The following is a 12,816-nucleotide window of genomic DNA, read 5'->3' as shown; positions in this document are numbered from 1 at the left end:
TCACCGAGGGCCTGCTCGTCGAGGTGACGCCCGTCGACCCGGCGGCGGTCCCCGGCGAGCCGTGGGCCGGACCGGTCGGCGCCCACCGGCCGGGTGACGAGGGCACACCCTTCGCCGGTGCCGCGATCGGCGGTGATCCGGCCGGGGACGCGGGCGAGATCACGATGTACTACCAGCCGCAGGTCGCCATCGCCACCGGCGAGGTGGTCGGGGTCGAGGCGCTGCTGCGGTGGCGGCACCCCCGCCGGGGCATGGTCGACCCGGAGGAACTGATCCGGGTCGCCGAACAGAGCGCGGTGATGCGCCTGCTCACCCGTCGGGTGGTGGACGACGTGGTCGAGCAGGTGGCCAAGTGGTCGGCGGCCGGTCTGGGCCTGCGGGCGGCGCTCAACGTCAGCGTGCGGGATCTGCACACCGGCGAGATCGCCGACCAGATCGCGGACCGGTTGACCCGGTACGGCGTGGCGCCGGAACGGCTGCAACTGGAGATCACCGAGGGTGCGTTGATGGCCGACCCGCGCCGCGTCCTGACCACCATCACCCGCCTGCACCGGATCGGGGTCGGCATCGCACTGGACGACTTCGGCACCGGCTACTCGTCACTGCAACACCTGCGCCGGCTGCCGCTGTCGGAGGTGAAGGTCGACCGGTCCTTCGTCCTCGGGATGACCGAGGACTCCGACGACGCGGCGATCGTCCGGTCGACGATCGAGTTGGGCAAGGCGCTCGGGCTGCGGGTGGTCGCCGAGGGCGTGGAGGACGAGAAGACCTGGCGGATGCTGCACGCGGCCGGGTGCGACGCCGCGCAGGGCTGGTTCTACGCCCGACCGATGCCGGCCGAGGAACTGGTCGCCTGGCTGGGTCGGTACCGACCGGTGCGCCCGCTCGGCGGCCACGACGAGCCGGACGTACCCCGCCGCAGCCCTCGGTGACCCTCGGCCGGGCCGCTGCGACACCGCCGCCCGGACGGGTCCCCGGGTCGGTGGGCCGGACGCCCCGGGGAGCCGGGGACGGCGGGCCGGGCGCGGAACAATAGACTCGCTCCGGTCACCGCGCGTCGCGTCGCACGCCGCGCGGTGGGCGTACGCAGACGCAGGACAGCCACGAAGGGGGCACCGATGGCCGCCATCTCCCGCGAGGAGGTCGCGCACCTGGCGCGACTGTCGCGGCTCGCCGTGACGGAGGAGGAGCTGGACACCTTCGCCGGCCAGCTCGACGTGATCCTCCAGGCGGTCGCCCAGGTGGGCGAGGTCGCCGCCGCCGACATCCCGCCGACCTCGCACTCGGTGCCGTTGACCAACGTGCTCCGCGAGGACGTCGTGACGCCGTGCCTGACCCCCGAGGAGGCGCTGTCCGGCGCGCCCGACGCCGAGGAGCAGCGGTTCCGCGTTCCGCGGATCCTGGACGAGGATGTGGCATCGTGAGCGAGCTGACCAGATTCACCGCCACCGAGATCGCCGGGCTGGTCGCCTCCGGTGAGACCTCGGCGGTCGAGGTGACCCGGGCGCACCTGGACCGGATCGCCGCCGTCGACGACCGGGTGCACGCCTTCCTGCACGTCGACACCGAGGGTGCGCTCGCCGCCGCCCGCGAGGTGGACGCCCGGCGGGCCGCCGGAGCGGAGCTGGGCCCGCTGGCCGGAGTGCCGGTCGCGGTCAAGGACGTGCTCACCACCCGGGGCGTGCCGACCACGGTCGGCTCGAAGATCCTGGAGGGCTGGCGCCCGCCGTACGACTCGACGATCGTGCAGCGGCTGCGCGCCGCCGGCACCGTGATGCTCGGCAAGACCAACATGGACGAGTTCGCCATGGGCTCCTCGACGGAGTACTCGGCGTACGGGCCGACCCGCAACCCGTGGGACACCGGGCGCATCCCGGGCGGCTCCGGCGGGGGCAGCGCGGCGGCACTGGCCGCGTACGAGGCACCGCTGGCGATCGGCTCGGACACCGGCGGCTCGATCCGCCAGCCGGGCGCGGTCACCGGCACCGTCGGCGCGAAGCCGACCTACGGCGGGACCTCCCGGTACGGCCTGGTGGCCTTCTCCTCCTCGCTGGACACGCCCGGCCCGTGCGCGCGTACCGTGCTGGACGCCGCGCTGCTGCACGAGGCGATCGGCGGCCACGACCCGCGTGACTCCACCTCCATCCCGGCCCCGGTGCCGGACGTGGTGGCCGCCGCGAGGCTCGGTGCGACCGGCGACCTGACCGGGGTCCGCCTCGGCATCGTCTCCGAGTTCGTCGGCGAGGGTGCCGAGCCGGGCGTGATGGCCGCCTTCAACGAGGCCGTCGACGCGCTGACGAAGCTGGGCGCGGAGATCGTCGAGGTGTCCTGCCCGAACTTCGCGTACGCGCTGCCGGCCTACTACCTGATCGCCCCGAGCGAGTGCTCCTCCAACCTGGCCCGCTTCGACGGTGTGCGGTTCGGCCTGCGCATCGGCGACGACGGCAACCGGTCGCTGGAGGAGGTCATGTCGCTGACCCGGGAGGCCGGCTTCGGCCCCGAGGTCAAGCGCCGGATCATGCTCGGCACGTACGCGTTGTCGTCGGGCTACTACGACGCGTACTACGGGCAGGCGCAGAAGGTCCGTACGCTGATCACCCGCGACTTCACCGCCGCGTTCGAGCGGGTCGACGCGCTGATCTCGCCGACCACGCCGTTCGTGGCGTTCCCGCTGGGTGCGCGCACCTCCGACCCGTACCAGATGTACCTGGCCGACCTGTACACCATCCCGACCAACCTGTACGGCGGCCCGGGCATCTCGGTGCCGTGCGGCCTCTCGGACGGGCTGCCGGTCGGGTTGCAGGTGATGGCCCCGACGATGGCCGACGACCGGATGTACCGGGTCGCCGCCGCGCTGGAGAGCGCGGTCGGCACCTTCACGCCGCCGACGCTGTGACGCCGTGCGGGGCGGCTCCGGCCGCCCCGCCGGTCCTCGGCCCCCCGGTGACACGAGGTCACCGTTCGGACTCATAACGCATGGTGACGTGCGAGGGTTGGATAGAGTCCGAGCCGCTGGCGAAACGCAAGCATGGGCTTCTAGCCGACTGGAACTGCGATGAAGACGCTGCGGCCGATCACGATTGTCTCGGTGCTCACGATGCTGCTGATCGGCGTCGCCGCGCCCGCTGCCGCAGCACCGGTCGTCGCCGATCCGCTGATCGTGGATCCGGCCGCCGTCGATCCGGTGATCGTGGATCCGGCGGTCGTCACCATCGCCGTCACCTCCGACCCGCCGCCGTCCGGGGTGACCGCCCACGAGCCGTACCCGGGTCACACCTTCACCGCCACCGGCGACGAGGAGATCCGGTTCTCGCTGGTCGCCGGCGCGATCCCGCCCGGTCTGGCGCTCTCCTCGGCCGGGACCCTGACCGGTACGCCCACCGTGGCGAGTCGCTTCGCCTTCACCGTCCGGGCCACCGGTTCGCCGAGCGGGGAGTTCGCCGACCACCAGGTCACCGTGGTGGTGGCGCAGCCGGTCGTCACCGTCACCTCACCGGCGCCGGTCTCGCCCTGGTACGTCGGGCAGGTCTACCCGACGCACCGGTTCGTCGTCTCGGGCGGCACCGCCCCGCACACCGTCTCGCTGGGCTCGGGCGCGTTGCCGCCGGGCCTGTCGCTCTCCTCGGCCGGTGTCCTCGCGGGCAGCCCCAGCCAGGCCGGCCGTTACCGGTTGGACCTGCTGGCGACCGACGCGAACGGCTTCCAGGGACACCAGGAGGTCACGCTGGTGATCGCCACGCCGGCCGTGGTGGTCACCTCGGCCGCCCCGCCACGCGGCACGGCCGGGCAGGCGTACTCGTTCCGGTTCTCCGCCGACGGCGACTCCGACATCCGGTTCGGGCTGGCCGCCGGGGCGCTGCCCGACGGGCTCGTGCTCGCGGCGGACGGCCTGCTCAGCGGCACCCCGACCGTCGCCGGGAGCTTCGACTTCACGGTCCGCGCCACCGGCACCGCGACCAGCGACACCGAGGAGGTGTCGCTGGTCGTCTACCCCGACCCGACGGCCACCCCGTCGGTCTCGCCGACCCCCACCGAGCAGCCGACCGCGTACCCGACCGCGCCGTCGCAGAGCCCGACGCCGACCGCCGCCGCGCCGTCGCCGTCCCGGACGACCGGGGCCTGGCTGCCGGTCACCGGGGAGAACTCGGCCCTGGTGCTGATGCTCCTCGGTGTCGTGGCGTTCAGCATCGGCGGCATCCTGCTGGTGGTGGCGTACCGCCGTCGGCAGGGGTTCACCGCGGGGTGACGCCCGACCGAGGCCAGGTGGGCGGAGCGGCTAGGCTGGGCGGCGTTGTGTCCGGATGCCGGCGCGGGCCGGCTACCGCCCGAAAGCTGGAGTTCTCATGACCACGACGCTGCCCGCGTACGACGAGGTCGTCGCGCGATTCGAGCCGGTGATCGGCCTGGAGACCCACGTCGAGCTGGGCACGAACACGAAGATGTTCTGCGGTTGCCCGACCGACTTCGGCGGCGAGCCGAACACCCGGGTCTGCCCGGTCTGCCTGGGCCTGCCCGGCTCGCTGCCGGTGGCCAACAAGGCGGCCATCGAGGCGACCATCCGGATCGGCCTGGCGCTGAACTGCTCCGTCGCCGAGTGGTGCCGGTTCGCCCGGAAGAACTACTTCTACCCCGACATGCCGAAGAACTTCCAGATCAGCCAGTACGACGAGCCGCTCTGTGTGGACGGCTACCTGGACGTCGAGGTGAACGGCGAGACGGTGCGGATCGGCATCGAGCGGGTGCACCTGGAGGAGGACACCGGCAAGACGCTGCACGTGGGCGGTGCCACCGGCCGGATCCACGGCGCGACCGAGTCGCTCGTCGACTACAACCGGGCCGGCATCCCGCTGGTGGAGATCGTCACCAAGCCGATCCCGGGCACCGGCGCTCTCGCCCCCGAGGTGGCCCGGGCGTACGTCACCGAGCTGCGGGACGTGCTGCGCTCGCTCGGCGTCTCCGACGTGCGGATGGAGGAGGGGTCGCTGCGGTGTGACGTGAACACGTCGCTGAACCTGCCCGGCGAGGAGTGGGGCACCCGCACCGAGACCAAGAACGTCAACTCGCTGCGCTCGGTCGAGCGGGCGGTGCGCTCGGAGATGCTGCGGCAGGCGTCGGTGCTGGACGCGGGCGGGCGGATCACCCAGGAGACCCGGCACTTCCACGAGGACACCGGCGACACCACCCCCGGCCGGTCCAAGGAGACCGCCACCGACTACCGCTACTTCCCCGAGCCGGACCTGGTGCCGCTCGCGCCGGACACCGCCTGGGTGGCCGAGCTGAAGGCGGCCCTGCCGGAGCTGCCCCGGCTGCACCGGCGCCGGCTCCAGGAGGCGTGGGGGCTCTCCGACCTGGACATGCAGTCGGTGCTCAACGCTGGCGCGGTGGAGCTGATCGAGGCCACCATCGCCGCCGGTGCCACCCCGGCCGCCGCCCGCAAGTGGTGGCTGGGCGAGTTGTCCCGGCGGGCCAACGAGACCGGCGTGGAACTGGCCGACGTGGGCGCCACCCCGACGCAGGTCGCCGAGCTCCAGGCGCTTGTCGACGCCGGCAAGCTCAACGACAAGCTGGCCCGTACGGTGCTGGAGGGCGTGGTCGCGGGCGAGGGTACGCCCACCGAGATCATGACCAACCGGAACCTGGAGGTCGTCTCCGACACCGGCGCGTTGACCGCCGCGGTGGACGAGGCGATCGCCGCCAACCCCGACATCGCCGACAAGGTGCGCAGCGGCAAGGTCGCCGCAGCCGGCGCGCTGGTCGGCGCCGTCATGAAGACCACGCGCGGGCAGGCCGACGCCAAGACCGTCCGCGAGCTGATCCTGGAGCGCCTCGGCGCCTGAGGTGTAAGGAAGGGACCCTTCTTACCGTCTGGTGTATAGGAAGGGTCCCTTCCTTGCATCCGCACCACCACCCCTGTCCCCCCGACCGGGCGTCAACGACGACGTGCCGGACCCCTGGAGTCACCGTGAACCAGCACGACATCGACGTCCTCGACGAGATCCAGCGCCGGGTGCTCTGGCTTGCCACCCGGATCGTGGACGCGGCCAACCACGACCGCAGCACCGGGGACGGGGTGAAGGTCGGCGGACACCAGGCGTCCAGCGCCTCCCTGGTCACCGCGATGACCGCGTTGTGGTTCGCGCATCTCGACGCCGAGGACCGGGTCGCGGTGAAGCCGCACGCCTCACCGGTGTTCCACGCCATCCAGTACCTGCTCGGCAACCTGGACCGGTCGTACCTGACCACGCTGCGGGCCCGGGGTGGACTCCAGTCGTACCCGTCACGGACCAAGGACCCGGACGACGTGGACTTCTCCACCGGCTCGGTGGGCCTCGGCGCCGCCGCGCCGCTGTTCGCCGCGGTGACCCGGCGGTACGTCGACGCGCACTTCGGCGCGCGCCCGCACTCCCGGTTCGTGGCGCTCATCGGTGACGCGGAACTGGACGAGGGCAACATCTGGGAGGCGGTCGCCGACCCGGCCACCACCGGACTCGGCAGTGTCATGTGGGTGGTCGACTTCAACCGGCAGTCGCTGGACCGGGTCGTCCCCGGCGTCCGCATCGACCAGTGGCGCGGCCAGTTCGAGGCGGCCGGTTGGCACGTGGTCGAGGTCAAGTACGGTCGCCGGCTCGCCGAGGCGTACGAGCGGCCGGGCGGGGCGGCACTGCGCGACTGGATCGACAAGATGCCGAACGAGCAGTACCAGTCGTTGTTCGGGCTGACCGGGTCGGCGCTGCGCGAGCAGTTCCTGGACGGGGCGCCCGACGGCATCGCCGCGTTCATCGCCGACATCACCGACGAGGACCTGGGCCCGCTCGTCACCGACCTGGGCGGGCACGACCTGGCGGCGCTGCTCGACGCGTACGCCCAGTGCGACGCGGTGACCGACCGTCCGAGCGTGGTGTTCGCGTACACGGTCAAGGGGTGGGGTCTGCCGATCGCCGGCAACCCGCGCAACCACTCGGCGTTGCTCTCCGGTGAGCAGGTCGACGCGTTGCGGGCCGGACACGACCTGACCCGGGACACCGAGTGGGACCGCCTCGACCCGGCGTCCCCGGCCGGCATCCGGGCCGGGCAGCGTCGGGAGGCGCTGTCCCGCGCGCCCCGCGAGCGTGCGCTCGGGGTCACCGTCCCGCAGGCCACGAACGTACGCGCCAACAAGCCGATCTCCACCCAGGAGGTCTTCGGACGGGTGCTGGTGGACCTGGCCCGGGATCCGCAGGTCGGGAAGTACCTGGTGACCACGGCGCCGGACGTGGCCACGTCGACCAACCTCGCCGGGTTCATCAACCGGACCGGGGTGTTCGCCCCGACCGCCCAGCGCTCCTGGTCGTCGGAGACGATGCTGCGCTGGACGGAGAGCCCCGAGGGGCAGCACATCGAGCTGGGCATCTCCGAGATGAACCTGTTCCTGCTGCTCGGCCAACTCGGGCTCGCCTGGGACCTGTCCGGCCAACCGTTGCTGCCGGTGGGCACCGTCTACGACCCGTTCGTGCTGCGCGGGCTGGACGCGTTCCTCTACGGCACGTACTCCGGTTCCCGGTTCGTGGTGGCCGGCACCCCGTCCGGCATCACTCTCGCCCCGGAGGGCGGCGCGCACCAGTCGACCATCACCGCCAGCGTGGGGCTGGAGCTGCCCGGCGTGACCTTCGTCGAGCCCGCGTACGCGGTCAGCCTGGACTGGCTGCTCTGCGACGCGCTCGGGCACATCGCGGGTGCGCCACAGCCGGTGCCGACGGCCGCGCCGGCCGAGGACGGCGCGTACTACTTCCGGCTGAGCACCCGCCCGCTGGACCAGGCGCCGTTCGAGGCGGCCCGGGCCCGGCTCGGTGACGCGGTGCTGCGCCGGCAGGTGCTGGCTGGGGCGTACCGGCTGGTCGACGCGCACCAGGCGTACCCGCACCTGACCGACGCGCCGACGGTGCAACTGGCCGCCTCGGGTGCGGTCCTGCCCGAGGTGCTCGCCGCCGCCGCGGAACTGGCCGACGAGGGCGTCGCCGCGCACGTGGTCGACGTGACCAGCCTGGACCGCCTCTACCGCGCCTGGCAGCGCACCCTGCGGCAGGGCGTACGCACCGCCACCGTGCCCAGCGTGCCGGGCGCGCTGCGGTCCGCCTTCGCCGACCGGGTGCCGGTGGTCAGCGTGCACGACGCCGCCTCGCACGCGATGGCGTGGCTCGGCTCGGCGGTGGGTGCGGCGGCGGTGCCGCTCGGCGTGGACGAGTTCGGCCAGTCCGGCAACGTCGCCGAGCTGTACGAGCTGCACGACCTGCTGCCGGGCAGCATCGTCAACGCCGCCCTGGCCGCTCTCGCCCTGCGCTGACCTCGGCCGGTGCTGCTGGAGCGAGCGGCCCGGATCGACCTCGTGCCGTCAGTTCGGAACCCCGGTCGGTGCCTGTCCCCGTCGCCCCACCCCGGGGTGGGGTGGGTGTGCGTGCGGAGGTCGCGGTATCGGGTCCGGGCCCTTTCGAGCTGACGGCATGGACGGGTCGCGCAGGCCGTCGTCGGTAGGTCGCTCACGACGGTGAGCGACCTACCGCGACCGGCACCGAGCGGACCGCCGGAGACCTCCGCGAGCACCCCGGTCGGGTCGTCCTCGCCGCTGCTGTCGAGGAGTATCTCGGGCCGGTCGAGGATCGCGACAGCATGCGCGGTTCAGCTCGACAGCAGCCGAGACCGACACCAGCGAGCCGCGAGACCGAGCCGCAAGCGGCGAGCCAGAACCCCGAGCCGGGGCCGCCTCTGCGTGCCTGGGGACGTAGGAGAAGTCGCTCCTGTCAGCGGGTCGGTGTCGGGGTGGGGGTGAGCGGCGGGGTCAGCAGCGGAGTCGGCGGCTGCACCACGGTGCGTTCCAGGTTCACCTGCGCCTGTCCGGTGCCGCCGACGGTGATGTCGTCGTACGCCTGGAGCTGCTTGTCCTGGTCGAAGTAGAGGACGGTCATCGCCAGCGGGGTCGGCTCCTCGCCTTCCAGGCCGCGTAGCCCGGCACCGCCGGTGGAGCCCTGCACCATCAGCGTCGTCGGCTGCTCGCCCGGCACCTCGGGCAGCGTGTTGACCCGCCGGTCGTGGGTGTGGCCGGCGAGCACCAGCGGGCAGGTGCCGGAGAGCGGACCGGCCGAGGCCGGGTCGTGCACCAGTGCGATGTTCACCGGCCGGGGGGAACTGCGGACCGTGGCGGCCAGCTTGTCACCGGTGGCGATCAGCTCGTCGGCGGTGGGCTGGTTCAGGCCGCCGCTCGCCGGTGAGGTGCTCTTGTCCGGGGTGAAGCGGGGGTCGCCGATGCCGGCGATGGTCAGCCCGGCGACGGTCGCGGTGGTGTTGTCCAGCACGATCGCGTTCGGCTGCCGGGCCACCGCCGCAGCGGTACGCGGCGAGTCGTGGTTGCCCCGGATGTAGACGAACGGCTTCTCCAGCAGGCTGATCGAGCCGACGTAGGAGGCCTCCGGCTCGCTGCCCCAGTCGGTGATGTCGCCGGTGTCGATCACCACGTCGATGCCGAACTGCTCGGTCACCGTCCGGATGAGCTGCCAGGCGGCCGGATTGAGGTGCATGTCGGAGATGTGCAGCACCCGGGTGGTGCCGGGCTCCGGCTCGTACACCGGCAGGGCCGACACGGTGGTGTAGAGCTGGGTGACGTTGCCGATGAGCCGCTGGAGCTGTTCGGCGTACCGGCCGTAGTCGTTGGCGATCTTGCGGACGTCACCGACGATCGCCGGGGCGTTGACCAGCAGCCCCTCGTACGTGGGCTCCTCGATCGCCTGCGGCCGCACGGTGGCGGCGGCGGTGCCCAGGCTGCCCGCGCTGATCACCAGCGCCAGCGCGCCGGCCCAGGCCGCCCGCCGGGTGTCCCGGAAGGCCAGCAGCGCCAGCACCAGCGTGGCCAGCACGGTCGCGCCGACGGTACGCAGACCGAGCCGCAGCACACCCTCCTGGACGTCGTCGACGGCCGACTGGGTGGCCCGGTTGATGCTCGCCGGGTCGTCGATCAGGGCTTCGGTGCGGCCCTGGTCCAGCGCACCCAGCTCCACGGTCAGCCGGGTCGGCCCGTCGTGGCTGTCCAGCAGCAGCGCGCCCAGCGGCGGGATGTCGACGGTGGTGCTGCCGTTGACCGCCGGCGCGACGGAGAGCCGGGCCTGGAACGGGCCGATGTCGGTGCTGACGTGCCCTCCGGCGAGTACCCCGAGCAGCACCCCGGTCAGCGTGACGACCAGCAGCGCCAGCCCGGCCCCGAGCCGGCGCAGCCCATGGCGCCGCCCGGCGCGGGGCGAATCGGCGGCGGCGCGCCGTAGCGAGACGAAGCGACGCGGACGACCGGTCGGGTCGTCCCCGTCCCGATCGCGGTGCGGCTTCTCGTTCTCGTGATCGTCCATGCTGAGATTCTGACCTGCCCGCCTGAGGATCTTGGCAAACCCGAGGTGCTGCGTGTCGAGGATGCCTCAGCTTCGCCCGGCGCCGCCACCTGCGAAAACAAGCCGCAACAAGCGGTCATCCTCTGGTGCGGGTCGACCGCGTCCGTCATGGTTGGAGGTGCCCACCCAGAGAGAGCCGTCCGGCGCGGCGGCGACCGCCCGCAGCCGCCCGTACTCCTCGGTGAGCAGCGCCTGCGGCTGCCCGAGCACGGTGCCGGTGTCGGTCAGCTCGACCAGCCAGAGCCGCTGTCCGCGCAGGCAGGCGGTGGCCAGCAGCCGCTCGCTGGCGGCCAGGCCGGAGCAGGACGCCTCGTCGGTCGACCACTGCACGATCGGGTCCACGTATTCCTTGTCGCCGCCGCGCCCCTCGACCTCGGGCCAGCCGTAGTTCTTGCCCTTGGTCACCTGGTTGATCTCGTCCCAGGTGTTCTGGCCGAACTCCACCGCGTACATCCGGTCGCCGGACCAGGCGATGCCCTGCACGTTGCGGTGCCCGACGGACCAGACCGGGGAGTTCGGGAAGGGGTTGCCCGGCGCGGGCTTGCCCTCGGTGGTGATCCGCAGGATCTTGCCGCCGAGCTTCTTGACGTCCTGCGACTGGTCGGTGTCCCCGGCGTCGCCGGTGCTGGCGTAGAGCTGCCCGTCCGGGCCGAACGCTAGGCCGCCGCCGTTGTGGACGCCCGCCTTGGGGATGCCGGTGAGGATCGGGGTGGGTTTCTCGCCCAGCCGCATCCGGGCGATCCGGTTGTCCTGTTCGGCGGTGTAGTAGACGAAGACCGTGCGGTCCTGCGCGAACTCCGGCGACACGGCGATGCCCAGCAGGCCACCCTCGCCGGAGGCGACCACGTCGTCGACGGTCTGCCGCTCGGTGATCCGCAGGCCGTCCGGGCTCGACTCCGGGCCGACCTGGACGATCCGGCCGCTGTCGCGTTCGGTGACCAGTGCCCCGCCGTCGGGCAGGAAGGCGATGCCCCACGGCACCCGCAGCCCCCGGGCCAGCACGGTGGCCACCACCTCCTGGCCGCCGCCCGGGGCGCTGGCCGACGGGGTCGGGAGGTTCGGCGGCTCGCCGGCCGGATCCGGTTCCGGTTCGCCGAGGCTGCACCCGGTGGCCGCGAGCAGCAGCATCGTGCAGGAGGCGGCGAGGAACCCGCGGACCCGACGGGCCGGGGAGTACGGGGGAGCGCTCACCCGCCCGAGCCTAGCCCGCTGTCCGGGTCGGCGTGGAGGTCGGCGGACCCCCGCCCCGGTGGCGGTACGCACGACGGGTCTATCGTCGGCTGGCGTGAAGGTATGGATCCCGCACGAGTCCGGTCACGCCCTGCTCGGCGAGCTGCCTCCGCAGACCGTCGTCGAGACGATGGAGGACCCGGCGAGGCCCCCCTCGTCGGTCGACGGTGTCCGGTTCTGGGTGCCGCCCTTCCTCGCGACCCGGGAGATCGTCCCGTTCGCGCACGAACTGCCGGATCTGGCGGTGGTGCAGTTGCTCTCCGCCGGTGCGGACGCCTGGGCCGGCCGGGTGCCGGACGGGGTGATGCTCTGCGACGCCCGGGGTGTGCACGACCCGTCCACCGCCGAGTGGGTGGTCACCGCGATCCTGTCCCGACTGCGGGCCTTCCCGGAGATGGTCCGCGCCCAGGCCGAGCGCCGGTGGGCGTACGACGAGGTGGCGCCCACCGACGAGCTGGCCGGCAAGCGGGTCCTGATCGTCGGGGCCGGGTCGATCGGCACCGCCGTGCGGGACCGGCTCGCGCCGTTCGAGGTGGAGTTCACGCTGGTCGCCCGGACGGCCCGGCCGGAGCAGGGGGTGCACGGCGTCGACGAGCTGCCCGAGCTGTTGCCGCACGCCGACGTGGTGGTGCTGCTGGTGCCGCTGACCGCGCAGACGCGGGGCCTGGTCGACGAGAAGTTCCTGGCCGCGATGCCGGACGGCGCGCTGCTGGTGAACGCCGCCCGGGGGCCGGTGGCCCGCACCGAGGCCCTGCTCGCCGAGCTGTCCACCGGCCGGATCTCCGCCGCGCTGGACGTCACCGATCCGGAGCCGCTGCCCGCCGACCACCCGCTCTGGGAGCTGCCCAACGTGCTGATCACCCCGCACGTGGCCGGTTCGGTACGCGGGCTGCTGCCCCGGGCGTACCGGCTGGTCGGCGAGCAGATCCGCCGGTTCGCCGCCGGTGAGCGGCCGGAGAACGTGGTGGTCGACGGCTACTGAGCCGTCTCGGGTTCGCCCCGCCCGGCCGCCGCCACCAGCCGGGGCAGGTCCTCACGGCGTACGGCGGGCAGCACGAGCTGCTCACCGTCGTCGAGTCGGGCGACCGCCCGGCCCCGGGGATCGGCGCCGAACTCGGCGACCTGGTCCCAGGGGATCCGACGCTGCCCGGCCAGCGCCCGCAGGCGCAGCCCGGCGAGG

The 12,816-nt window shown here is 73.0% G+C and carries 10 protein-coding genes; 7 read left to right on the top strand and 3 right to left on the bottom strand.

Annotation, left to right across the window (positions count from 1 at the left end; all coding sequences use genetic code 11):
* The 6 genes from EYA84_RS15020 to EYA84_RS14995 form a co-directional block, all read left to right on the top strand.
* The coding region (locus tag EYA84_RS15020; protein WP_236145773.1) for a bifunctional diguanylate cyclase/phosphodiesterase at positions 1-932 on the top strand (932 nt) is incomplete at its 5' end.
* 186 nt (positions 933-1,118) lie between these two features.
* On the top strand, positions 1,119-1,424 hold the full coding sequence (gatC, locus tag EYA84_RS15015) for an Asp-tRNA(Asn)/Glu-tRNA(Gln) amidotransferase subunit GatC (RefSeq protein ID WP_088995614.1): 306 nt from the start codon (positions 1,119-1,121) through the stop codon (positions 1,422-1,424).
* The gene (gatA, locus tag EYA84_RS15010) at positions 1,421-2,896 is read left to right on the top strand and encodes an Asp-tRNA(Asn)/Glu-tRNA(Gln) amidotransferase subunit GatA (protein WP_131053692.1); all 1,476 of its coding nucleotides are present in this window, start codon (positions 1,421-1,423) and stop codon (positions 2,894-2,896) included. The genes gatC and gatA overlap by 4 nt, the downstream gene beginning before the upstream one ends.
* Before the next feature lie 159 nt (positions 2,897-3,055).
* A complete protein-coding gene (locus tag EYA84_RS15005) occupies positions 3,056-4,246 on the top strand; it encodes an Ig domain-containing protein (RefSeq protein ID WP_131053691.1) in 1,191 nt (396 codons plus the stop codon).
* A 97-nt stretch (positions 4,247-4,343) separates the two neighbouring features.
* The gene (gatB, locus tag EYA84_RS15000) at positions 4,344-5,837 is read left to right on the top strand and encodes an Asp-tRNA(Asn)/Glu-tRNA(Gln) amidotransferase subunit GatB (protein WP_131053690.1); all 1,494 of its coding nucleotides are present in this window, start codon (positions 4,344-4,346) and stop codon (positions 5,835-5,837) included.
* A gap of 125 nt (positions 5,838-5,962) precedes the next feature.
* Positions 5,963-8,320: a 1-deoxy-D-xylulose-5-phosphate synthase N-terminal domain-containing protein gene (locus tag EYA84_RS14995; protein ID WP_131053689.1), complete on the top strand. Its 2,358-nt coding sequence runs from the start codon at positions 5,963-5,965 to the stop codon at positions 8,318-8,320.
* Positions 8,321-8,774: 454 nt separating this feature from the next.
* Here the strand turns inward: EYA84_RS14995 and EYA84_RS14990 are convergent, their stop codons facing one another.
* Both EYA84_RS14990 and EYA84_RS14985 read right to left on the bottom strand, forming a co-directional pair.
* Entirely contained in the window at positions 8,775-10,367 is a 1,593-nt protein-coding gene (locus EYA84_RS14990) for a metallophosphoesterase (protein WP_131053688.1), read from the bottom strand.
* A 66-nt stretch (positions 10,368-10,433) separates the two neighbouring features.
* Positions 10,434-11,534: a sorbosone dehydrogenase family protein gene (locus tag EYA84_RS14985; protein WP_236145774.1), complete on the bottom strand. Its 1,101-nt coding sequence runs from the start codon at positions 11,532-11,534 to the stop codon at positions 10,434-10,436.
* A gap of 157 nt (positions 11,535-11,691) precedes the next feature.
* Between EYA84_RS14985 and EYA84_RS14980 the strand changes: the two genes are divergently transcribed.
* A complete protein-coding gene (locus tag EYA84_RS14980; protein ID WP_131053686.1) occupies positions 11,692-12,618 on the top strand; it encodes a 2-hydroxyacid dehydrogenase in 927 nt (308 codons plus the stop codon).
* Here the strand turns inward: EYA84_RS14980 and EYA84_RS14975 are convergent.
* Positions 12,612-12,816 (bottom strand): PH domain-containing protein (locus EYA84_RS14975; RefSeq protein WP_131053685.1); only part of this gene is annotated, 205 nt, incomplete at its 5' end. The genes EYA84_RS14980 and EYA84_RS14975 overlap by 7 nt on opposite strands.

Origin of the sequence: Verrucosispora sp. SN26_14.1, from assembly GCF_004307965.1 — a bacterium.
GTDB lineage: Bacteria > Actinomycetota > Actinomycetes > Mycobacteriales > Micromonosporaceae > Micromonospora.
Note: the sequence above shows the minus strand (reverse complement) of the source record. Positions and strands in the feature narration are given on the sequence as shown.

Coding starts and splice junctions, on each gene's coding strand:
- gatC (WP_088995614.1), top strand. CDS start 1,119: ATGGCCGCCATCTCCCGCGAGGAGGTCGCGCACCTGGCGCGACTGTCG.
- EYA84_RS15005 (WP_131053691.1), top strand. CDS start 3,056: ATGAAGACGCTGCGGCCGATCACGATTGTCTCGGTGCTCACGATGCTG.
- gatB (WP_131053690.1), top strand. CDS start 4,344: ATGACCACGACGCTGCCCGCGTACGACGAGGTCGTCGCGCGATTCGAG.
- EYA84_RS14990 (WP_131053688.1), bottom strand. CDS start 10,367: ATGGACGATCACGAGAACGAGAAGCCGCACCGCGATCGGGACGGGGAC.
- EYA84_RS14985 (WP_236145774.1), bottom strand. CDS start 11,534: ATGCTGCTGCTCGCGGCCACCGGGTGCAGCCTCGGCGAACCGGAACCG.